The following is a 23,167-nucleotide window of genomic DNA, read 5'->3' on the forward strand; positions in this document are numbered from 1 at the left end:
AGCATAATTTATATGATAACGATAGTTATAGCAACTCATTTAATAGTTCCTTTGATAACAACCGTATTAAATAGCATGTCGTGGTATGTCTGTTTCTTTTTAGAAAAACAAGCAACTAGATACCAACAGAGAGTAAGCATAACTATAATTGTTTCTAGTGTACTTAAAACATTTACTAACGTATGAAAAAGTTTGATAAGGGTGATAATAAAATTATGTAGCAGGGGAAGAAAAAACTGAGAGATACTGCGATCAAATGCTAAGCTCAAACCTATTTTAGAATTATCTAAATTTTTGGTATATATATTTAGTAACTGTTGACCTGGAGTTGCTTGGGCTGTTGAAGATATGAAGTATGTAAAGTAACTACAATTTATACACATGTATGACACGTGTAAAATCAATGGAAAATCCCCTATTAACAATACAATTAGTAAGCTTGGAATTAATAAAATTGCTACATCTATTAAATATGCGCAGAAGCGTCTTTGTATACTAGCAATTTCTGTCATTATCTGTCTTTCAAATATTTTATTATGAATTCTGTAAGTTTATCAAAATGTTGAAAACATAACAAATCTTCATAACCGCTTATCGATTGACCGTATATAATAGGTAAGCAATTGGCATTTTGTGCACATAGAATATCTGTGATGCTGTCACCAACAAAAAACACATTTTCTCTATTTACAGGTAACGTACTCTCTTCAAGTGCAAATAGCAGTGGAGTTGCAGATGGCTTATCTTCTGCAGTATCACATGAACCAACTATTCTTTCAAAGTAAGAATCTAGTTTAAAATAGGCAACTTCTTGACGTAAATTAGTATTTTTCTTATTGCTAACTATCGCTAGATAAATATTGTGATTTTTCAGTGTCTGCAGCATTTTCTCTACTCCTTGGTTCAGAGTAATGTTTTGCAGTAGTGCATTATCTAAGTATTTTTGATATATCTGATTTGCTTTTTTCCACTGATCACCAAACAAATTGACCATGTAGCTCTTTCTTGATTCATTAGAGTTTCTATCAGCAACTTTGTTGCTGCACCCCATTGAATTCAAGGTGTGCTGAATAGCATTAGAAATATTATCTTGAGTGTCAACTAAGGTATTATCCCAATCGAATACTACTGCTAATGGGCTATTTTTCATTTTTATATTGTTACGTATTTTAAGTTAATAAGTAAGTGATATTTTGATGAAAAAAGCATAAAGAGTTGGTCTTTATTGCAAGTTATGTTAATCATTTTTACATAATAGCCTAATACACTGGTTATATGATATGTTTTAATAGGTAACAGGTATGGCGCAGACATCTAAAGAAAGTGTTGAAAAAAAGTTTAAAGATGTTTTTGAACGTTCTCCGGGTGCTTTTCCAGAGGGTACGTCGCTGGAAGAGAAGGTTGATCGTATAGCAAAAGGAACAAAGGCTCTAAGGGCTATGAAAAGTGAAGAGCTCGAAAACAAAATGGAAAATATTGCAAAGTTAAACAAAGAACTTGAAAGACGACAAAGGCAAGAAAATGAGGAAATAGATAAACTTAGACGATCAACACAAGAGTTAAGGAAAGAGTTTGGTACAAGTAAAAGAAGTAGATCAGGTGCAATACTGCAAGAAGCTAGGCAAGATACGCAACTATCAAGGATTGAAGGGTTGCGTGATAATAAAGAATTTCAAGAAGTGACTAACACTCTTAGAGAAACTATAGCAGAAGGTAAAAGTGTTGAACAGAGTGGACAAAAAAAGACTTCTGAAGCTTCTGCGCAAACAGATACACAGCCATCAAAGCACATCGTTAGTCCCTCAGTGAGCAAGAGTTCTGTAAAAGAGAAGCTCAACACTGAGTCGGACAAAAAAGATAACACACCTCAACCACAAGAAAATCAAAAAGAAGAAGGGTTTTTGAGTCTTCTGAAGCGCTTTGTTAAGAAAATATTAGAAAAACTTTTAGGTGAGGGTAAAAAGAGTGTGGAAAATGCTCGTGGCATAAAAGAAGATGCTCAAAGAGATACGCCAAATAACGAAGAGCAACAAAAGAGTAAGCACTTTGATAAAATTTTAAATCAGGACCAAAGTATAAGCAAGGGCTTAGAGCAAGCAACACAACTTGAAAACCCAACGATAACACCTGTTAATACTCCTGAAGTGAATGAGGTGCAAACAGGACGTGAGAGATAATTCACCTTAAAATAAAAGAAGAATGTGAAACAAAGCATAGGAGCCAAGTTGAGAAGAAAGTTGGAAAGAAAAAGAAGATAAAATCTCAATCTGGAATAAAGTTACAATTAGTTTTTGGTTACCTAAATTAGGTATAACAGATAGGAAGCAAATAACTAAACAGGAATAAGTTGTATTAAACAAGACTTACTTTAAAAAAGTAAGTTATAGAATAATAAAAGAAAGGAGTGTTAGAAATGAGAAACAAAAATATTAAAACCAAAGCTAGAGAACTAGCAAAGCAATTAGGTAACGTATCACAAGCATGTAAAGTGATGACGTGATACATTTTATAGGTTCAAGTAGTTATATGAAAATGGGGGAGAAACATGGAATAAGTAAGAAAAAACCGCTATTAGCAAACAGAGTTTCCGAAGATATAGAAAGAACAATAATTGGCATAGCTACAGAATTTCCAGCATATGGACAAGAAAGAGCTGCAAATGAGCTTAGAAAAAGAGGTATCCCAAGGTGGATGTATAGCTAAGAAATGACCTTGAAATTTTGAAAAAGAGACTTAAGGCACTGGAGACAGAAGTAGCCCAAGACGGAATCATTTTAATTGAAGAACAACTTGTAGCCTTAGAAAAAGTGAAAGAACGAAGGTGGTGAAATTGACACTCAGGGGTTATTTGGGTTCTCAAGATACCTATTATGTAGAAGGGTATAGGACCAGCAGACTTTCATTGATACTTATTCTCGAGTTGCATTTGCCAAACTTTATGTAGATAAAACAGCAATTACTGCTGCTGACTTGTTACCAGAAAATCACAGCTATATTTAGGAATTGAAAATGTTGATCATTCTAGAACCAACTTCGTAAACTAATGGCATATGCGAGAGATTTCATAGAAGATGAGTGTTATAATATTATTTTTCGCAAGAAAATCTACAGTTCTTTGGAAGATCTGCAGATAGACGTTGATCATTGGCTGCCTTTGCTTACAATGCTGTGAGATGCTGGTGGCACTGGCCTACTCTCCTAATAGAAACACAAAAGAGTTTGCAAGTACTAGTTATTATTTGTAGAATGTAGAGAAATTAGTAGGGATTTCAATAGGAAAATAGTATGCCATCTGTTACTTTTATCTTACCTGATGGAAGCAAGAAAAGCTATGAAGCTGCGGAGGGAGAAACTCTGCTTAATTTAGCCCACAGAAGTGATCCAGATCTGCTTGAAGGTGCATGTGAAGGCTCTCTTGCTTGTTCTACATGCCACGTAATTGTTGATCCAAAATTTTATGATGTTGTAGAAACACATAATCCTATATCTGATGAGGAAAATGATATGTTGGACCTAGCTTTCGGCTTAACAGAGACATCGAGGCTTGGATGTCAAATAAAAATCACAAAAGATATTGACGGTTTGTGTGTAACCGTGCCAAGAGGTACAAGAAACATATCATTAGATAAACAAGGAAACGATGCGTAAGATTTTTATCTATATTGTCTTCTCTTTACTTTTATTTATTCCTGTAGCGTATAGTGGTTTTTGGTATTTTTCCGCATGTAAGGTAAAAAATCTTTTAGCTGAAACAATACTATACATTAACGACGAAAAGTTTGATATTTCACATGATTTTAGCGGATTTCCTTTTAACCTAGTTTTTCGTCTAACGAACCCAAAGATCTCCAATGAGCAATTAACTATTTCATCTGAAGCTTTATTGATAAGAAATAAATTGTTTGATAAATCAGCATATATCTACATACCAAGCAATGAAGTCAATATTACTGTCCGTGGTGATGAAAAAAAGAATATAAAATGTCACACAAACGATAGCAGCCACTTTGTTGTTAGACTAAATGATTTACCATCTTCATTACAATTCAACAGAAATAGCACTGTGATAGACTATATAGATGCACTTCGTTACGAAGATTACGGATTGAAATGTGATGTTTCAGAAAATCAGCAAAGTGTTATAACTGAAGTGAGTGATAAAAGTAATTACATTCAATTTCACCTTGATAAAGAACTGAATGGAAATACTAAACTAGGGTTTGATTTTTATACTTATCGGTATAAACATACTGCAAGTCCTGAAAATTACCTTAGTTTCGACGCTAAATTCGATTATGAATTTGTAAATCATATTTCAGCCTCCAAGATTAATTTCAACATAGAAAAATTTTTGATCCAGAGTAATAACTTTTCTATTATTGCGAATGGCGGGATAAATAATTACAATTTAATCACATCTTCATTTGAAGACAAAATCAACATAGCCATATCAAATTATAAAGAATTAATTTCGTTTGTGACTGGTGATTTAAAGACTGCAGATGCATTAGAAAAATCAATGTCTTCCTTATCAGAAAAAACAACTGATAACGATATTCAATTTTCAATAAAGTACGACGATAATGTAGGTTCAGGTTTTATTGGAAAATTATCCACTATTGATTTTATGAGGCAATTTGCTGAATTTACCAAGAATGAGAATAGTAATTAGCTTACTTTTTACACTGATATTCCATTTAGGCATAAATGCTTTCACTTTGGATGATAAACTAAGAGACGAAAGCATGGAAGAGCGAGCAATTAGCTTATTTGTAGTGATAAAGTGTCCAGTATGCTCTGGTGAATTATTATCCGAATCTGAGTCTCAAGTTGCATATGGTATGCGCAAGGCAATTCGCAAGAAGATCAGTGATGGATATACTGACGAGCAAATAATTTCAGAGCTAAAAAATTCTTATGGAGATTCAATTATAATTGCACCACCTGTAAAATCTAGTACCTACATTTTATGGTTTATTCCACTTATAACTCTGCTTATTGGGTGTTTTCTAATACGAAAGTACAGCAGGAGAGCGGCAAAATAAGATAGATAAGGCAGTATAAAAAGATAATCATAGAGTAAAGTGAGTTTACAACAAATGCAATGTGCGAACTTTATACTATATTATTGAGTTTAGATCAAAGATTGTAAGGTTAAATCTTCTATCCAAATAACCGCACACTCTACCTGCTTATCTGGGTAGACTTCTTGCACTAAGGTTTTATAGATCAACATTTGCTTTTTTATTTCATTTAATGAGGAAACAGAAACGTTATGGTGTGATTTATAGTCAATTATGATTGCTTTATCTTCTGTTATGCATAGCCTGTCTAGCCGTACTAATACTGGTTTGTCGTCAATTGTTCCACTCAGTGTAATTTCTGATTTGCCTTCTAAGTCGAATAGATAATCATATTTTTCATTAAAGGCTAATATTTTGCTGTAAATTTCATCTTTATCTTCACTAGTGTTTATGCTATTAAGATATTTCCTAACCCAATTTTTTCTCCTGTCTTTCTCTATCTTGGGCATATATTGCAATGTACTGTGGATTATTAAGCCTCTTGCATAACCGTCTGCTATCCCATTGCTCTTTTTGGTGTCATCCCAATGCTCCAACACTGGCTTTTTTTCTCCAGATTCTAGCGTTACGTGCTGTCCTTCTTTTTTACTGGATAAGCACTGGGATGACATTGACAGGTTTGGCGGAGGTGAAATCACTGGAACGTCGAAATAATCACGTTTTTTATAAGTGTAAGGGTAATTTGCATTCATGCATAGTACTTCAACTTTTTCTTTAAATATTGGCTGTAAGTGTGCTTGTTTCTTCTCATATAATTCTCCATATTGAATAACTAGATCATACCAAGAGCCCTTTTGTACCGGTTCTTTACCTAAAATGTATAACTCATCTTCAGCACGCGTGAGTGCCACGTATAGCAAACGCAAATATTCGTTATAATCTTCTAGTTTTTTCTCTCTTTTTACTTGATCGCAATAAGCATTATTATTTTTGCCACACCAAAATGGCGCTTCTGTTGCATCAAACACAATACTTTCGCTGTTTCTTGGCACCGTATTTGTGTCAACTAAAAACACTATGGGAGCTTGTAGACCTTTTGATTTATGAATTGTCATTATTCGCACAGCATTGCGTTCTGATTGCATATCGTTTTTAATCTCAGGATTGTTTTCCTTGATCCACTGAACAAATGCTTGAAGAGATGGGTTCTCAAATTGCAACACGAGGTTCATAAATTCGTCTAAAACCTCGAAGCACTCAAGACCTAGCCTTGAAGCAAATTTTTTCTTACCTGTGCGCAATATATGCGTGAATAATGTAAGAGGGGATTCTGTCTGAGATAAGTTAATCAGATAGTTTAATTCACTATAGATAACCTTATGATAATCTTGAATTCTTTCCCATAACGACTGTTCTTTACGATCATATGCAATATTGAATAAATCATCCTCAGTGAAGTTAAATAGTGGTGATTTTAAAACATTTGCAAGAGCAAGATCATTTGCCTGGAGGAGCAAAAATTCAGCCAAAGCTATTAAGTCCTGCACAGCTATGTAATCCATGATTCTGAAATAATCTCGGCCTATAACTGGTACATTTACTTTTTTTAATTCACTTATTATGTAATCAACTAACACATTTCGCTGCCGTACCAAAATCATAATGTCCCTTGGTTCTATATGGCGATCTTTAGCGACTAAAATCCGCCCTTCGTTTAACCAATTGTGAATTCTGCGAGCTATTGCCTGAGCAAGCAATCGATCTGTTACTACATAATCTTTCCTCTGTGTTAAATGAATTTGTAAGACTTGCTGCTCTTCCTCTTTATATCTTGGTAATAACGGCCAAATTTCAATGTACCCTTGATCATTTTCTCTATGCGGAACATGTTTTATCTCGTTATCATTGAAAGATATTTCTTCACGGAAGTTGTTAAATATCCTGTCTACAAGAATCAAAACTTCTGGAGTTGAGCGAAATGACTTTTCAAGTTGACATGATATCCAGTCTCTACCACTAGTTTTTGTGTAAAAGTATTGTTGCATGTAGTTAAATAGGTGGGGATTTGCTCCTTGAAATCTGTAAATCGATTGTTTTACATCACCAACAACAAATAAGGTTCGCTTTTCATCACCACCGGTAAAAAATTCATCACAGAGATTTGTTATAATTTTCCATTGACTGATACTATTGTCTTGTGCCTCATCAACAAGAATGTGATCTATTTTTTGGTCTAGATTAAACAATATCCAATCTTTATAGCCTGGGTTGCTAAGGAGATTTGTTGCTAAATTGATGAGATCATTGTAGTCAAGCAGTGCGTTTTTTGATTTTTCATTATTATATAGATCAACATATACTTTAAATATACTAAGTAAACTACTGGTTCTTTTGAATATTTGATAAGAATTCATGTCTCTTATATAAGTAAATACTGCATTTTGAATGCTTTCTATCATTTGCTCTGCGTCTTCAAATTTTTCCAAAGTACTTTTTGTTATGACCGATGATATGTTTTTCTTTTCATATGATTCTGACTTCAAAAATACTTTAGCTAAGCTCTCTATCTTGTTGTTATTCCACTTTATTCCGGTATTATCCCACTTTATTCCATTATCATCCAAGTAGCTGACACCATTTGGTACGGACGATTTTATGCTATTACACCAATCATAGAGCATTGTACTATAACTCTGATCTCTTTTGCTGCCCTTGCTTAATATTTCAGCCAATCTTTTTATCTGCTCAATCGTTTCATTCTGTAAATCGTGAATCTTATCAGGGGCACTCAATTTATTTTTGATATACTCTAAATTATTTTCTAGAACTGATCTCTTTACACATAAGGTATAGAGCAAATCACGCAGCTTATTTTCATCAATTTCAGCTGCAATGATATTGATATCGTTCTGCACAATTTCGTTATGAAGCGTTTTGTCAAAAACGATGGAATGCAATTCTTTACATTCGCTCAACGTACAATTTGGAGCGATACCAGCTTCTGTAGGAAAGCTGGAGATTAACTTGTAACAAAAGGCGTGTATAGTTTGAATAGTAAGACCAAGATTTTCCAGTTCAGAAAAAAGCCTTCTTGCTCTTGTTAAATAATCTTTATTTTCTCTGGTCACGCACTGAGATGACATCGGAAAGAAATCTAATTGTTCTAAATCTGCAACTAATATACCCTCTGGACATATTGCCCACTTACTAAGTGTACTGTAAATGCGATCTTCCATTTCATTTGCTGCAGCATTGGTAAATGTTAAGCAGAGAATATTTCTCTTATTTTCTAATAAAAGTCTTAATACTCTGTCTATTAAGATTTTTGTTTTACCTGTACCAGCGGATGCACTTACCCATACAGAGAAATTAGGATTTATGGCATTTAATCTCATTAGGAGTGTATAAAGTTTGACTGAAGTGGCATTTCAAGTATAGTAAATAAGGTAGTGTTAGTGAAGATATACGAATGGAAAGTTTTTGTGTAAAGGCTCCTGCAAAGATCAATCTTTTTTTACATATTATAAATAGAGAGGAAAGAGGGTATCATTTGATCGAAAGCTTGGTTGTTTTTGCTAAGCTTTCTAATTTTTTAGAAATAAAAGTAGGAAAAAAAAAATTTAGATATGATCACTCTACAGTTGAATCTGTAAATTCTGAGTTTAAAATAAATTATCGATATAACACTGTAACAAAAGCAGTTAATTTACTGCTTAGGTATGCTCCTGCACGCACTAAAGTCACTGTGAGGGTTATAAAAAATATACCAATTGCTGCGGGACTTGGTAGTGGTTCCTCAGATGCTGGAGCTGTGATACGCACGCTAGGAGAGCTATGGGAGGTTGATAGGCAAATTTTAAATGATATAGCTTTAAGCGTTGGTGCTGATGTGCCTGCAAGCATAGATAGTAAGCCAGTTTTTGTTAGAGGTATTGGTGAGGAATTATGCCCCGTTAAACAATGCTCTTTACCCACAAGTGTGGTACTTGTGAAACCGAAAAAAAAGTTTTTAAATACATCAGAAGTATTTTCCAAGTATAAAGGGGATTTCTCTCAGCCAATTAAGTGGAGTAATAACACTGAGGAGGGTTTGTTAGAGCTTCTTAAAGAGACAAAAAATGACCTGCAAGAAGCAGCAATAAGTCTTGTACCTGAAATTCAGGATGTAATATCAACACTAGAGTCACAAGAAGGCTCTATACTTTCTCGCATGTCAGGCAGCGGTGTAGCGTGCTTTGGAATGTTCAATAGTGAAGAAAGTGCAAAAGCTGCAGCGGCAAATATCAAAAAGGAATATCCAGAATGGTGGGTGTACGATACGCAATTAATAGTTTAATTTATGTCCTTAGTTTCTGAGAAGAAAAATCTTATAAATGGTTACAGGGAAGGAAGGTTTTGGGTAAATAATCAAGAATATCATGGCTCAATTATAATTTTTCCTGAAAAGGTGGTTGAATTGAAAGAAAGTGATATAAATAATAAGGAGTATTTTAAATCTTTTTTAACAAAGGAAATAGAGATTTTGATAATAGGTACTGGTAAAATATTCGATTGTTCAATGAAGTCTTATCTTATGGAGCAAAAGAATTTAAATTTTGAATTTATGACGACTGATGCAGCATGCAGAACCCATAATGTTTTAATATCTGAAGATAGGTTTGTTGTCAGTTATCTGATAGCATGTTAGAAATATTTACACAGAGTTTTTTTATCAATAGCCTAATTGCAGTAGTTATGATTAGCCTAGTAACAGGAGCTTTAGGGTCATTTATGATATGGCAAAGGTTATCGTATTTGGGTGATAGTTTGTCTCATTCTTCATTGCTTGGTATTGCACTTGCTTTGATCTTTAATATCAGCCCATCGGTAAGCATAATGCTCATTGCAATTATGTTTGCGATACTACTTTCTCTTAATTTTAATAAATTATATTCTGCTGATACGATATTGAACATAGTTACCAATGTAGTTTTATCATCGAGTTTAATACTTATGTCTTTTCTTCCATCAGGTAATAATAGTATTATTAGCTCATTGTTTGGTGATATATTAATGATTGACCAAAGTGATATAATATCAATTTTTCTAACCTCCTTAATAGTTACTTTGATATTAATATTTAGATGGCGCTATTGGCTGATGATTTCAATTAATCAAGACTTGGCAGCAGTTGAGAAAGTTAATGTTAATTTTGTTAGGCTAGAATTTTTAATTGTACTTGCTATCTTTATTGCAATTTCTGCTCAATTAATAGGAATATTACTCATTGCTGCATTTTTGTTAATACCTGCTGCATCAGCGAGGCTCATTTCAAAAACTCCAATGCAAATGATTATTATTGCAACAGTTTTTTCTGTGATCTCTGGTGTATCGGGTCTGATATTATCTGCAAGTTTTGATTTATTAACTGGACCTGCAATTATACTTATTGCAGCTGTGTATTTAATCATTGCTTATTTTATAAGGTTAGTGTTAAGTAGATCGACTTAATTTTGGTCTTGGGTATTCATAATTCATTAATAAAGGAATGTAACCATCTTAGCGTAAAGTAGTTTTTGCTACATTGTTTTTATGTGCTAATAATAAATTGTTAATTTTATGGAGTGAAAGATATGGCCGAAGAAGGATTTTTTTTTTAGGTATGTAGGGCAGCCTGTGAAAAAATTTTATAATCATATTACAGGAAAGAAAGAAGTGTCAGATGATACGAAGAATACAGCAAATCAAGAAAGCTCAGAATTTTTGGACATTGATGTGCAACCAAGTGATGTACAATCAAATGAGAATGATATAATATAGATGGCATGAGAATAACGCCATCTAAAGTTAAAAAATTCCTTGAGAAACCTGATACTTTAAGTGGTGTGTTAGTTCATGGAAGTGACAATAGTAAAATCGATATTTTCATACAAGAAATAATTGCCAACTTGGATGAGTATTCAGTCCAGGTGATGGATTTTGCAGTAGTGAATAAGTCGCCCGGTTTGTTATTTTCCGAGCTGGCAAACATTTCAATGTTTACTAACAAAAGATTAGTTAAGCTGATAAATGTAAGTGGAAGTATATCTAAAGAGTTAAAAAACATATTGGATCATAATATAGGCGGTCATTATGTAGTGATGATAGCAAATGATCTTCCATATAATTCTGCAACTAAAAGTTATATGGAAAGCTCAAAAATTTTTGGTGTAATTACCTGCTATAAGGACAGCGTTAGTAATCTTTGTGATATTATATCAAGTTACTTGAAGCAAAATGATATAGAGTACACAAGTGAGATAATCTACCACTTGCAGTCTTACTTTAATCGTAGCAAACTGCCCATACATCGAGAGCTTGAGAAATTAGTTTTATACCTAGGAGAGAGAAAAGACCTTAAACCTGCTGATATAGATCTATGCTTTTCGACCTCCGGCAATGATTATGTTACACTTGATAATCTGTGCTCTGCAATAGTGAATAAAGACATGGCACAATTCATCAAAATTTCCGATACATTGATATTACAAGAGAATTTTTCACCGATAGCATTAATCCGTATTATATCAAATTATTTTCTACGACTGGAAAGCGTTTTGCTGTTAATACAAGGTGGAATGAGTGGACAAGCTGCAATTGACCAGCTAAATCCTCCATTGTTCTTCAAACAATTGCAGAGTTTTAAATCTCATTTGAAAAGTTTGCAACTTTCAGAACTTAAGAAGATCTTGGAAAAATTGATGAGCTTGGAAGTGAGCTGCAAAAAAACTGATCTAAATCATAAAATGATCTTTCAGCATGAGATTAACTATTGGTGTCATTCAAATACATCCAGTGCATTTAAACCTTTTGTATAATTCTTTGACTTTCTTCTAATCTTGCAACAATGCTCTCTCTACCGATAAAAATTAATAATTTAGCGAGTTCTGGACCTGTTTCTGTTCCTGTTAAAGCGAGACGCAACTGCGTAAATAGGTCTTTTGCCTTTATATCTACTGTTTGTCGAATATTTTTGACCCACTCTGATAATGTGTTTTCATTACAATCACCTTGAGGTAATGAACTTAGCGCTATTTTTATAAACTCCTTATTAAGAACCACAGGCTCTATATCGGATTTGCATATTTTCCACCACTTAGCCACCTCAGAAAACCTGTTTATGTTGTTTCTTATAAAATACCAAAACTCTGAACCAATTTGACTTAAGCGGTCTTGCACCATTTCAAATGGCATTTGTTGCAGCACTTTACTATTTAGCTTATACATTTCACTCAAGCTGAACTGTGCAGATGCTGAGCTAAATTTTTTAATATCAAATGAGTTAATTAAAGACTGCATATCAACATGAGCTTCTATCGGATCAGATGTGCCAAGTTTTGCTAAATAGCTAGTTAGCGCCATTGGCTCAATCTCATCTTCTCTTATGGACTTAATATCCAGCCCGCCTTTCCGTTTCGATATCTTGCTATCATCAAAATGTAGTAGGGAAAGGTGAGCAAAGATAGGAATTTTCGCTTTTAATGCTTGAATCATTTGAATCTGAACTGCGGTATTAGTTACATGATCTTCTCCACGTACAACGTGGGTTACATTAAAATCAACATCATCAATAACAGAAGGTAGCATGTACGTATACATTCCATCTTCTCTTTTTACCACAGGATCGCTGATATGAATTGTTGCAATATTTATTTCACCTTTAACTTCATCATTCCATTTTACAATTTCATTTCTATCCAATTTAAATCTGAAATGTGGTTTTTGTCCTTCTTGCTCATAACGAATTTTCTCTTGCTCAGTTAGAAGTAACGCACCTCTATCGTAAACAGGGGGAAGACCTTGTTTTAATTGCAATTTTCGTTTAATGTCTAACTCTTCTCTTGTGTCATAGCATGCATAAATATGACCTTCTTTCATTAGCTGTAAGAACACCTCGTTATAGCGCTCAAAACGCTCTGATTGCTTGAAACTTGAATCCCAATTTATGCCAATCCATTTTAGATCTTCTATGATATTATCTACATATTTGATATCTGAGCGCTCAAGGTCAGTATCATCAAAACGTAGTAAAAATTTTCCATTTTGATTACGTGTGTACATCCAGCAAATAAGTGCAGTTCGTATATTTCCTACATGGAGGTAGCCAGTTGGGCTTGGAGCGAATCTTGTTAGCATTTAAATTGTAAAATAATTACTTTAGTTTATTTTAATTTTATATAAATGTACTGCTAAAGCAAGATTCTTTCTCTTTAATATACAGTTGGTACGAAACTTCAAAAAAAGTTGCTAAATATTTATAGCGATAAAATTGTTATTTTTAATCGTTTATTCTCTTCTTAACTAATTATACATTTCCACTTGGATGAAAAATCAGCATTTCTAATTTTTTCCAACTGTAAATTAGAGTCTTTACAAGTTTCACAAATATGGTATAATAAAACTAATCTTTATAGAGGGTATATGACAACAAATACAGAAAAATAGTAATAGAATTACTATAGCATGTGAGCAAGCGGAAAATATTGCTTACTTAGAAAGAATACAAAGACCATTAAAAAATGAAGTATTTTACGATGCAGAATCTGGCTTTGGAGATGCATTAGAAAATGAAGCATTTTATGATTCAAAATCTGATTTTGAGTATTTTGAAGATGTGTTAAAAATAAAAAACAACATCGATAGGGAAAACAAAATTAAGCAGCTTATCAAAGATGATATAAACATAAATGCTACGAAAGATGGCAAAACTATTCTAGGTATTGCTATAGAAAAAAGATGCTCACCAGAAATTGTAAAGTCATTGGTAAGCAATGGTGGTAAGATTAATACTATAGATGCTGACGGCCGTACTGTGTTGCATAGGTCTGTTAAGAATAAAAATAGAAAAGTTGTTGAGGTGCTTTTAGAAGCTAATAAAAAAGAAGTGCTTCGGCATCCATTAGCAGGACTCTTTTTAGCATTTATGCTATATCATCCAATAGAAGTCAACGCTAAGGATAATGACAATTTTACTGCCTTAGATTATGCTCATCATGGCAGTGAAATGTATAGCCTGCTGCAAAAATATGGAGCACAACATAGTGAAAAATTTTTATACTTACGTAACCTTAACATAGAAGAATTAGATTTAAATAAACTTGTTTCTGATAACAACTACTGCTTTGATATATTTACAAAAGCATTGGAGATTGAAGATACATACAAGAAGAAAGAGACTATAGATTGGTTACTAAACAATGGTGCCAACATTAATGTTATTAAAGATAATCAAGCACTACTGAGTATCACAGCTGCAAAAGGTGATGTTGAAAATGCTGTGCTACTGCTTGAAAGGGGAGCACTTGGAGAAATAAACTCTCAAGACGCTGAAGGAAGAACGTTATTACTAAATGCAATTATTCAAGATAAGTTGGATCATGCAAAATATCTCATGAAACAGAAAGTTAACGCTAATATACCAGATAATAATGGAAATAGTTTATTACACTATGTTGTTGTCAGTACAGCTGACGCTACTTTTTATGATTTGCTTAAGAATGGCGCAGATTTCTATATAAAAAATCATGACAACCTTACAGCATTTGAATATGCTTTTCATGTAGGAGTAGCTCCTGGGAAAGCCGTTTATTTATTCAAGCTATATATAGAAAAAGGTGACCAGGATAAAAATACACAGTTAGTGAAAAATTTTAGATTACCTTCTGGTGAAACATTACTTGAGTATTTTTTCAACAATAAATTATTTGATAGTGCTCAATCCTGCATAAATTTAGGAGCGAATGTTTCGCGTAATGGATCATCTTTACTGAGGCAAGCTCTTCAAAATATAGATATAGAAGGTATTCAGTTTCTTTTGCGAAATGGAGCAGATGTTTTAAATAATAAGAAAAATGGTAAATTATATTTCCAAGTAGCAGTTGGGTGTGTAGCGATGTTTTCACTTGGTATGGGAGCTGCAGCTACGTTTACTTTAATTAAAATGTCTCCGTTAGCGATAGTAGCTACAACCATCTTTTTGACTGCAATAGCAGCTATGTCTCTGTTTGTGTTATATAAGAGAGTAAAAGAAGTAAAAGAAGAACGCATGCACGAGAATAATACTGAATTTAACATGAGCCTAAGAGAAGCAGCTAATGATTTGTTTAGCGGGTTATCAACTGTAGCAGAAAAAGGAGCAGAAGCAGGTGCACTATTCCTGGAAGTAAAGGAAAAGGCTGAAAGTGTAGTTGAAAAAATAACATTAAAATTTAAACAAGAGAATTTTATTAAGAAGTTAAGTAATTTTGAAGAATTTCAAGATGCTAGAGATTCTGGTGCTCTCAAAAAATTCTATGCTGCTGTAAAAGATGTTCTAAGGATAAGCTCTAACATTTCTATTTCATACCTGCTGTCACTTGTTTATCGTTCCTTATTCGAAGTATTACGGGTTATTTTTCATGCAATAACTGATCCAACTCTTGTAAGTACGATTTTAACTGCCATAAGTGAAAGAAGATTGCCTGGAAATAAGCAGTGGGTTAAGGTATTAAAAGATACAGTACCAAACTTAATAAGAAATCAAGAAATTATGCAGAACGTTATAGTACCAACTCTTACTGATATTTTAAAGAGCTTGTCGGAGTCAAAAGAAGAAAGAAAATTTATAATCTATACTCTGGTCTGCCTGAAAGAAGTGATTGATGAAGTTTATACGACATCGGTACAAGAGTCATTACGTAGAATTTTAGGAATAGAACTTGCAGATAGCTTAAATGGTACAATGCGGGCAATAAATAACTTACTCAACTGTTATGGACATGAAGAAGTAGAGCACGCAAAAATTGCAAATGAGTTAGATTATAGAGTAGGTAAACTTACACCGAAACAAACAGAGCAACTTGTTAGAGAGTTAGGAGAGAGAGTAGGGCCTCTCAGAGAGTTTGAGGGTCAAATTGCAGATAAACAGTCAATCAGTAAATTGGTAGATTATTGTTTGGATCCAAAACCGAATGACAGGGAAGTAGCTGCAACACTATTAGGTTATATATGCGTATATACTGAAGGTTTGGCTGCTGAAGCTGGTAATTTATCTCATGTTGTACTTGTTAAGCACGTAGGAGTAAATCGGGTAGCACAGCAAGGCTAGAAATAGTAAGATAGTTTCAGGAGCAAAGTACAGTAAGTGGGTAGATTATGGCAAGGCTAGAAAGTGTGCAGTATTATGCTAGATTGCTCCGTTGAATGATATGAGAACACACAAATTGAGGTATTAGTATAATGAGAATTTTTTAAAAAATTCTAGAGAAAGTGTTAAGTACAGTCTTTCTTATTAAGATAGGGAGCTCTTGTTCAGGAGAGTAGTCAAAGAAGTCATGTATTAATTCAGTGATCATATTTTACCACACTCTATCGTGATATTTCTATATTAGAAACCTTAATTATATAAATTGATTATTGACACCTGGCACTTAACTAATCAGTTATTTACTCTAAATATATTATACGTATACTTATTATTAAATTAAATTTGAAATGATAAGAAATGAGTGAATTTAAATCAATCCGCAATATTGCAATAATTGCACACGTTGACCACGGAAAAACTACTTTACTTGATAACATGTTAAAACAAAGTGGCACGTTTCGTGAGAATCAAGAAGTTCAAGAACGAGTGATGGATAGTGGTGATCAAGAACGTGAACGTGGGATTACAATACTTGCAAAATGTACGTCAATAATGTGGGGTGATGAGAAAATCAATATCATTGATACACCAGGACATGCGGATTTTGGTGGAGAAGTGGAAAGGGTGCTCTGCATGGCAGATGGTGTATTACTACTGGTTGATGCTGCAGAAGGTCCAATGCCACAGACTAAGTTTGTGTTGTCAAAAGCACTAAAGGCAAATTTAAAACCGATTGTGATAATCAATAAGGTTGATCGACCAGACAGCAGAATTGATGAAGTACTAAATGAAATATATGAGTTATTTTTTAACCTTGATGCAACCAACGAGCAACTAGATTTTCCAGTACTCTATGCTTCAGGTAGAAATGGTTGGTGTGCTAAGGAGCTACTTCTTCTTTTTCCACACCTTCAACTGATATTCTACTACATAAGACTTGATTTGGTGAATTCCCCACCACATTCGCAAGAATTCTACCTTTACTACCTTCCATTTTAGATGCCCAACCTGACCGCCAATGTTCCTCTTGCTTATCCTTTTTTATTTTATACAATTCTTTTGAACTTGGCATTGATGAATTTTTCGAGTTTAAACCAAGCCTTTCCTTTCTTTGAGCATTCTCAGAGCTTCTTTTTCGGCTTTTAAATTTTCTACCTCTATTTTTAAGTTTTCGCAAAGTTCTAAAAGTTTTACCATATTACCTTGTAGCTATTCTATGATTAGACCGCCTTGTCTACCTTGCTATTCCCCTGAATAGATACGGAGAATTAACTGACAGAAGAATTGAAAACTAATATCAGCATTCTGTTAAATGTATGTTACTTGTAGAGATTAAGTTTTGTCTTTTACAATTTATCTGTACTTCCTTTGATTCATTTACTTGAGTATTAGGTCTTAGTGTTGTATGTGTAACGTAACCAGCTACGAGTGCAGATACTATTGCTATACCAACCATTAACCATATATCTAATTTAGTTGTATGCTCAAGTGCAATATATGTTGCTAACCCAACAGCAAGAACAGTACTAGCATTAGCGATGTATGTTGCTTTTTCTCTCAGTTCAGTTTCTTCATTTTTGACTTCTAATATTTTCTTTTCTTGCTGTGAATGCTGGATTTGAGTATTTAGTTTATTTTTTTCAGCTTTTAATTCTATATTTTCGTTCTGAGCTGTCTTCCTTGCATATTCTAAGGATCTATTTAACCGTTCAGCTCTATCCTTTTTAGTTTGTAAGTCTTTATTTTCCGCCTTTAGTTGCTCAAGCTTACTTATTTTTTGTTTCATTTCACTGCTCATTTCATTTTTTAGTTCATTTCTTATTTTATCTTTTAATGTAGCTACTGCTTCTTCTGAGCTTTTTTTACCTTTTAACTCCAGCACGTCTTCAAGCAATTCTGCTAAGTCTACTTTTGCTGGGTGAGGCACATAGTATGGATTACTTAGAATATCTATAAGCTCTTTTAAGTTATGAAAGTTAAGCATAATAAACCTCAATACTAAAAATTTATTATGTAATACATTAAAAATTATAAGATCAAGAAAAATTTGTATCATAACAAGGCTAAATTAAATGGTAGACATTAAAATTGCTGTATTTGCTCAATTGTGCTAACTTAAAGCTTAAAACTGAGAAATATTTATGTTAGAAGAAAAGTATAGCTTTAGGGAAATTGAAGACAAATACAACATATTATGGGAAAGGAGTAAAGTTTATAAATGGAATGGTGAAAAGGATAATACTTTTACTATAGATACGCCTCCACCAACGATATCTGGAAAGTTGCATATTGGTCATATATTTAGCTATTGCCATACGGACTTTATTGCAAGGTTTCAACGTATGCTGGGGAAAGATGTATTTTATCCAATTGGGTTTGATGATAATGGGCTTCCCACTGAAAGGTTAGTTGAGCAAACCTATAAAACCCGTGCAAAAGAAGTTGGCAGAGAAAAATTTATAGAGATGTGCCATGAAGTTATTGAGAAGTCAAAGCAAGAATTCAAGGAGTTATTTAAATCGGTCGGCATTAGTTATGATTGGAGTTTGGAATATCACACGATCAGCAAGGAAGCTGTGGCACTTTCTCAAATGTCATTCATTGATCTATATAACAAAGGGTATGCATACAGAAAAATGCAACCTATTCTTTGGGACCCAGTTGATAAAACTGCAATTGCGCAAGCGGAAATAGAGGATAAAGTCTTTGAGTCATCTTTGAACACGATAGTTTTTTCCACTGAAAAAAATGAGCAGATTCATATTGCAACTACGCGACCTGAATTACTTCCTGCATGTGTTGCAGTCTTTTGTCATCCAGAAGATGCACGATATGCCCATCTGATTGGAAAAATAGCCATAGTGGCAATTACAGGGGAAAAAGTTCCAATAATAGCTGATGATAAGGTAAAAATAGATAAAGGTACTGGGCTTGTTATGTGCTGTACATTTGGTGATGAGCTTGACATATATTGGCAGCAAAAACATAACTTGCCGATGAAAATTATCATTGATCAGAATGGAAGGATGAATCTGCATGCAGTGTGTGATCAAAAATGGATCCCAGTGTCAAGCACTGGGATGACAGGGGAGAAAGATGCTCAGTGTCAAGATACTCAGATGACAGAGGAGACACATGTCGGTGTCATCCGAGCAGCTGACACTGGGATCCATGGACTAAAAGTTAAAGAAGCAAGAAAGAGAATTATTGAAATCCTAACTGAAAAGGGCCTCTTGATAGAAAGTACTAGTATTTCTCATTCTGTCAAATGTGCGGAAAGATCTGGTACACCACTTGAAATATTACCTACTTATCAATGGTTTATCAAGATTTTAGAGCAAAAGGCTCAAGTATTAGATAAAGTAAGAGAATGTAATTGGCATCCAGAGTCTATGCGTAAACGTATGGAGGTGTGGATAGAAGGGCTAAATTGGGATTGGTGCATTTCAAGGCAGCGCTATTTTGGTGTGCCATTTCCGGTATGGTATTCAAAGCGTAAAGGAGAGGAAGGCAAAATTATTCTAGCTGAAGTAAAGGATTTGCCTATAGATCCACTTAAAGATTTGCCGAAAGGCTATAGCAAAGAAGAGGTTGTTCCAGATCAAGATGTAATGGATACTTGGGCTACAAGTGCAATTACTCCTCAGCTAAGTGCACTAGCAGTAAACAGTGAGCTCAGCTTGCCAAACCATCGCTATGACAAGATATTTCCTGCAGATCTGCGCAGCCAAAGCCATGAGATAATAAGAACTTGGGCTTTTTATACGATTTTGAAGGCACATTATCATGCAGATTCACTGCCGTGGAAAAACATTATGATTAGCGGTTGGTGTTTGGCTGATGATAAAAAAAAGATGAGTAAATCAAAAGGTAACATCATTACTCCTCATGTAATACTTGATACTTATGGAGCTGATGTGGTTCGCTATTGGGCAGCAAACTCAAGACTTGGTGTTGACACAGTCTACTCTGAAAATATCTTCAAAATTGGCAAACGGCTCGTTACGAAACTTTGGAATGCCAGCAAATTTGTTTCCATATTCATGGAAAAACATCAAACTATGAGCATAAATTCCATCAGTGAGACGATGGACAAGTGGGTATTGTCTAAGTTGTACAAAACTATAGAAAGAGCAACAAATAACCTATTGCAATTTGAATATTGCGAAGCTTTGAGTGCGGTAGAAGAATTTTTTTGGAAAGATTTTTGTGATAATTACTTAGAGCTAGTAAAAAAACGTGCATACGGTAGCAGTGAAACAAATTCAAGCGCTAAACAGAGTTTAACATATATGTTGAACATTATTTTGCGGTTATTTGCACCCTTTTTGCCATACATTACAGAAGAAATATATCATCGGTTGTATAGTTATAACTCCGTGCACAATAAAAGTAATTGGCCTAGCAAGCAAGAGCTGATCTATGATAAGCATTCTGAAGAAATGGGAGATAATTTCGTGCAGATGTTAAACTTAGTGAGAAAAATAAAAGCGGATAATAATGTGTCAGTTAAGCACTTGATAAAAAAATTGATGATAAAAGCAAATGCAAAAGAGGATAAGTTAAATCAATCTGCACAGGATGATTTGCAAGCAATTTGCAATGCTGAAGTGATAGAATGGGTTGAGAGTACAGAGGCAGAGCTTATAACTGAGAATGGAAAATTTACTGTAAGTGTATTGATTGCATAACTTAGCATTCGTGTTAGCATGATAATTATTTAGCTGTGAGGGAATGGTGATGGGTGGTTCATATTATAGTAAAGCTAAAGGACAAGAAGACGATTATCATAACTTCGTTCAAAAATTTTTGTTTTTGCTCAATAAGATAAAAGAAAAAAATAAATCAATCAATTCACACTGCTGTAGCTAATTTTAACGTATTATGTTTTTTAATAAAACATAATACCAATTTTAATGAAGATGAAGTATATAAAGCCATTATCCAAGATTACAATAGTATAGCTAGACCAGAGCTTCAAGATGAGGCTAAAAAAAGTGTTGAATGGATATATTGAAAATGGTGTTGAAACAGTCTCAATATATAGAAGTTGTGCAGAAATTGAATTGAGGGCTAATAAACATGAATTCAAAATCAGTGAGTTTTTAAATAGTAATTTCTGTAAAGATAATGGAATTTTAGGGTTTTCAACGCTGCATAGCAATGGAAAAAGTGGAATACACGGCTTTGTTTCTGAAGAAGGGATAAGGTATTACATTGTAACTGATGGTTCATACGAAATGACTCTGAACTGGTATGATAAGGATGGAAAAAAGTGTACTATTATAATTAACATTGATGCTAGTGGTATAGAACTCATTGAGCGTAATAGTGTTACTGACGATCAGTTGAAAGCGAACAAAGATGTAAAAATAGGTAACTTATTCTTGTATCAAATAAAATTTAAAAATAAGGAGGAAGGCAATCATAAATCATCTGAAACCGTGATAGAAAATGGTAATAGAAATATTAACATTCAAACAACTCAAGAAATTGAGTGTGATAGCAAAGAAACTCAGATAAGTGCTACTAAAATGCAAGACAAAAGTACACAAGCTATAGATGACAGCTTAAACGAAGAGATTAATAAATTGGAAAAAGAAAATACAAGATTGACTGAAGATAAAGAAATTATATCAGAACAATTGCAGCAGAAAGTGAGAGAGGTAGAGGAATTAAAAGCTATCATACAAAAAAATTTAGATCAGAAAACTGAAGAGTTAGCTAAAGCAACACAAAAACTCAAGCAGTTAAGTGATGCGGTAGAGAGTGAAGTTAAGGAGAGAAGAGGGAGTGTTAAATAAACTGTGTCAAACCGAATTTTTAATTCAACTCAATTTTCAATCTACCAGGAAAGAAGATGTCAAGTTGAGATACAGTTAAAGCCCAATTAGGCAGAGCCATTTTTGCTCTACTTTCTTTATAGCACAATATACCTGTTTATACAAGGCATTTATGCTAGTAAATGAGCCCTTGGTTTTGGTGAATTTCCTAATTTGCCTATGTAGCCCCTCTATGGGATTAGTAGTATAGATCATCCTCCTAACTGGGTCGGAATACTTAAAATAACCAGATAGGTTTTCCCAATTATTCTGCCAAGATTATAGGGTACTTTGTGCCCCATTTTTCATCTAATTCCAACAGATAATTCTCGGCAATTTCCTTACTTGAAGCTTTTCTTTAAATCACTCAAAAAACTCTTTACTAGCTACATACTTCAGTGAGTTACGTATCTGATGCACTATACACATTCTGCATTAGGGAACACACCGTTTATTGCTGCAGGAAAGCTTTTTAGCCCATCTACACATGCAATTAGAATATCTTCCACTCCTCTCTCTTTGAGATCATTTAGTACTCCCAACCAGAACTTCACTTTCAGCTAAATAAAACTTCTTTTCTGCCATTTTGCTAATATATTATACATACATTTACTTACACAACTCCTTAAAAAACCATGAAAACTATCGGATATACAGACTGCAGCGGACGACTACGCCATTCGTTGATTACTGTTTGTCAGTAATACTTGATATCTCTGCCGCCGATATTTTATGATCGTAAATTTCCTCAATATGTGACGCTATATCTCCATGCCACTGGCAAATGTGCTTAAGACCTTTGCTTCAAGTTCTGTTGTTTGTCTTTTTCTAACTATTTGGGGTTCAAAGCTTCCTTCCCTGTCTCTAGGTGTTAACAACTCAAATGAGTTGTACGTAAAGTTTTTCCCATTTCTTCGATTATTTTCTTCGCTTTCACCAGACAAGTGGTGTTCTATTTCACCTTCCAGACTTGCCTCAAGCAGCTTTTTTATAAACGGTGTCATCTCTTCCTGTTAGCGGTCTTCCTTCTCGTATAGACGACAGGTTTCTAATTCTTTATAATCTACCAAACCGGTAGTTTTATTTACTTGACTCATGTCAAACCTCCGTTTTTTATATCAATTATATTTTTATTTCTTGGTTTGACACAGTTTATTTAACACTCCCACTGAAATACT

The 23,167-nt window shown here is 33.9% G+C and carries 17 protein-coding genes and 4 pseudogenes; 14 read left to right on the forward strand and 7 right to left on the reverse strand.

Annotated elements, in window-relative coordinates:
* Positions 1-35: 35 nt before the first annotated feature.
* Positions 36-512 (reverse strand): RDD family protein, encoded by a 477-nt coding sequence (locus ABLO99_RS04170; RefSeq protein ID WP_047758816.1) that lies wholly within the window; start codon positions 510-512, stop codon positions 36-38.
* Positions 512-1,150, reverse strand: a complete 639-nt coding sequence (locus ABLO99_RS04175; RefSeq protein ID WP_047758817.1) for an HAD family hydrolase — start codon at positions 1,148-1,150, stop codon at positions 512-514. Before ABLO99_RS04175 ends, ABLO99_RS04170 begins: the two co-directional genes overlap by 1 nt.
* Before the next feature lie 151 nt (positions 1,151-1,301).
* Between ABLO99_RS04175 and ABLO99_RS04180 the strand changes: the two genes are divergently transcribed.
* The 5 genes and pseudogenes from ABLO99_RS04180 (at position 1,302) to ABLO99_RS04200 (ending at position 5,045) form a co-directional block, all read left to right on the forward strand.
* Positions 1,302-2,177 carry a hypothetical protein gene (locus tag ABLO99_RS04180; RefSeq protein WP_047758818.1) on the forward strand — a complete coding sequence of 292 codons (876 nt, stop codon included), beginning with the start codon at positions 1,302-1,304 and terminating at the stop codon, positions 2,175-2,177.
* 236 nt (positions 2,178-2,413) lie between these two features.
* Positions 2,414-3,151, forward strand: a pseudogene (locus tag ABLO99_RS04185) (IS481 family transposase); the annotation flags it as partial.
* A gap of 134 nt (positions 3,152-3,285) precedes the next feature.
* On the forward strand, positions 3,286-3,648 hold the full coding sequence (locus ABLO99_RS04190; RefSeq protein ID WP_047758819.1) for a ferredoxin family 2Fe-2S iron-sulfur cluster binding protein: 363 nt from the start codon (positions 3,286-3,288) through the stop codon (positions 3,646-3,648).
* Entirely contained in the window at positions 3,641-4,672 is a 1,032-nt protein-coding gene (locus tag ABLO99_RS04195; protein ID WP_349968411.1) for a hypothetical protein, read from the forward strand. Before ABLO99_RS04190 ends, ABLO99_RS04195 begins: the two co-directional genes overlap by 8 nt.
* Positions 4,656-5,045 (forward strand): cytochrome c-type biogenesis protein CcmH, encoded by a 390-nt coding sequence (locus ABLO99_RS04200; RefSeq protein WP_047758821.1) that lies wholly within the window; start codon positions 4,656-4,658, stop codon positions 5,043-5,045. Before ABLO99_RS04195 ends, ABLO99_RS04200 begins: the two co-directional genes overlap by 17 nt.
* Before the next feature lie 89 nt (positions 5,046-5,134).
* Here the strand turns inward: ABLO99_RS04200 and ABLO99_RS04205 are convergent, their stop codons facing one another.
* On the reverse strand, positions 5,135-8,419 hold the full coding sequence (locus ABLO99_RS04205) for a UvrD-helicase domain-containing protein (protein WP_349968412.1): 3,285 nt from the start codon (positions 8,417-8,419) through the stop codon (positions 5,135-5,137).
* Positions 8,420-8,493: 74 nt separating this feature from the next.
* Between ABLO99_RS04205 and ABLO99_RS04210 the strand changes: the two genes are divergently transcribed.
* From ABLO99_RS04210 to holA, 5 genes are all read left to right on the forward strand, one after another.
* On the forward strand, positions 8,494-9,360 hold the full coding sequence (locus ABLO99_RS04210) for a 4-(cytidine 5'-diphospho)-2-C-methyl-D-erythritol kinase (protein WP_349968413.1): 867 nt from the start codon (positions 8,494-8,496) through the stop codon (positions 9,358-9,360).
* A gap of 3 nt (positions 9,361-9,363) precedes the next feature.
* A complete protein-coding gene (locus tag ABLO99_RS04215) occupies positions 9,364-9,711 on the forward strand; it encodes an Mth938-like domain-containing protein (protein WP_047758823.1) in 348 nt (115 codons plus the stop codon).
* A complete protein-coding gene (locus ABLO99_RS04220) occupies positions 9,705-10,514 on the forward strand; it encodes a metal ABC transporter permease (protein ID WP_349968414.1) in 810 nt (269 codons plus the stop codon). The genes ABLO99_RS04215 and ABLO99_RS04220 overlap by 7 nt, the downstream gene beginning before the upstream one ends.
* Positions 10,515-10,679: 165 nt before the next feature.
* Positions 10,680-10,823 carry a hypothetical protein gene (locus tag ABLO99_RS04225; RefSeq protein ID WP_349968415.1) on the forward strand — a complete coding sequence of 48 codons (144 nt, stop codon included), beginning with the start codon at positions 10,680-10,682 and terminating at the stop codon, positions 10,821-10,823.
* Between the two features lie 5 nt (positions 10,824-10,828).
* Complete coding sequence (gene holA, locus ABLO99_RS04230; RefSeq protein ID WP_349968416.1) at positions 10,829-11,860, forward strand: DNA polymerase III subunit delta; 1,032 nt, start codon at positions 10,829-10,831, stop codon at positions 11,858-11,860.
* Here the strand turns inward: holA and gltX are convergent.
* On the reverse strand, positions 11,844-13,178 hold the full coding sequence (gene gltX / locus ABLO99_RS04235; RefSeq protein ID WP_349968419.1) for a glutamate--tRNA ligase: 1,335 nt from the start codon (positions 13,176-13,178) through the stop codon (positions 11,844-11,846). The genes holA and gltX overlap by 17 nt on opposite strands.
* 478 nt (positions 13,179-13,656) lie before the next feature.
* On the opposite strand from gltX, the gene ABLO99_RS04240 reads away from it, so the two are divergent.
* Positions 13,657-16,128: an ankyrin repeat domain-containing protein gene (locus ABLO99_RS04240; protein WP_349968421.1), complete on the forward strand. Its 2,472-nt coding sequence runs from the start codon at positions 13,657-13,659 to the stop codon at positions 16,126-16,128.
* A 396-nt stretch (positions 16,129-16,524) separates the two neighbouring features.
* Positions 16,525-17,058 (forward strand): annotated as a pseudogene (locus ABLO99_RS04245) (GTP-binding protein); the annotation flags it as partial.
* Here ABLO99_RS04245 and ABLO99_RS04250 read toward each other — a convergent pair.
* Together ABLO99_RS04250 and ABLO99_RS04255 are read right to left on the reverse strand one after the other, a co-directional pair.
* A pseudogene (locus ABLO99_RS04250) lies at positions 17,049-17,364 on the reverse strand (IS66 family transposase); the annotation flags it as partial. The pseudogenes ABLO99_RS04245 and ABLO99_RS04250 overlap by 10 nt on opposite strands.
* Positions 17,365-17,464: 100 nt before the next feature.
* Positions 17,465-18,151, reverse strand: coding sequence for a hypothetical protein (locus ABLO99_RS04255; protein ID WP_349968422.1), 687 nt, complete (start codon positions 18,149-18,151; stop codon positions 17,465-17,467).
* Positions 18,152-18,308: 157 nt separating this feature from the next.
* Between ABLO99_RS04255 and ABLO99_RS04260 the strand changes: the two genes are divergently transcribed.
* On the forward strand, positions 18,309-20,858 hold the full coding sequence (locus tag ABLO99_RS04260) for a valine--tRNA ligase (RefSeq protein ID WP_349968425.1): 2,550 nt from the start codon (positions 18,309-18,311) through the stop codon (positions 20,856-20,858).
* A gap of 291 nt (positions 20,859-21,149) precedes the next feature.
* Entirely contained in the window at positions 21,150-21,971 is an 822-nt protein-coding gene (locus tag ABLO99_RS04265) for a hypothetical protein (RefSeq protein WP_349968427.1), read from the forward strand.
* 19 nt (positions 21,972-21,990) lie between these two features.
* On the opposite strand, the pseudogene ABLO99_RS04270 reads toward ABLO99_RS04265, so the two are convergent.
* A pseudogene (locus ABLO99_RS04270) lies at positions 21,991-23,086 on the reverse strand (IS256 family transposase).
* Positions 23,087-23,167: the final 81 nt, after the last annotated feature.

The organism is Wolbachia endosymbiont of Armadillidium arcangelii, assembly GCF_040207875.1.
In the GTDB taxonomy this organism is placed as follows: domain Bacteria; phylum Pseudomonadota; class Alphaproteobacteria; order Rickettsiales; family Anaplasmataceae; genus Wolbachia.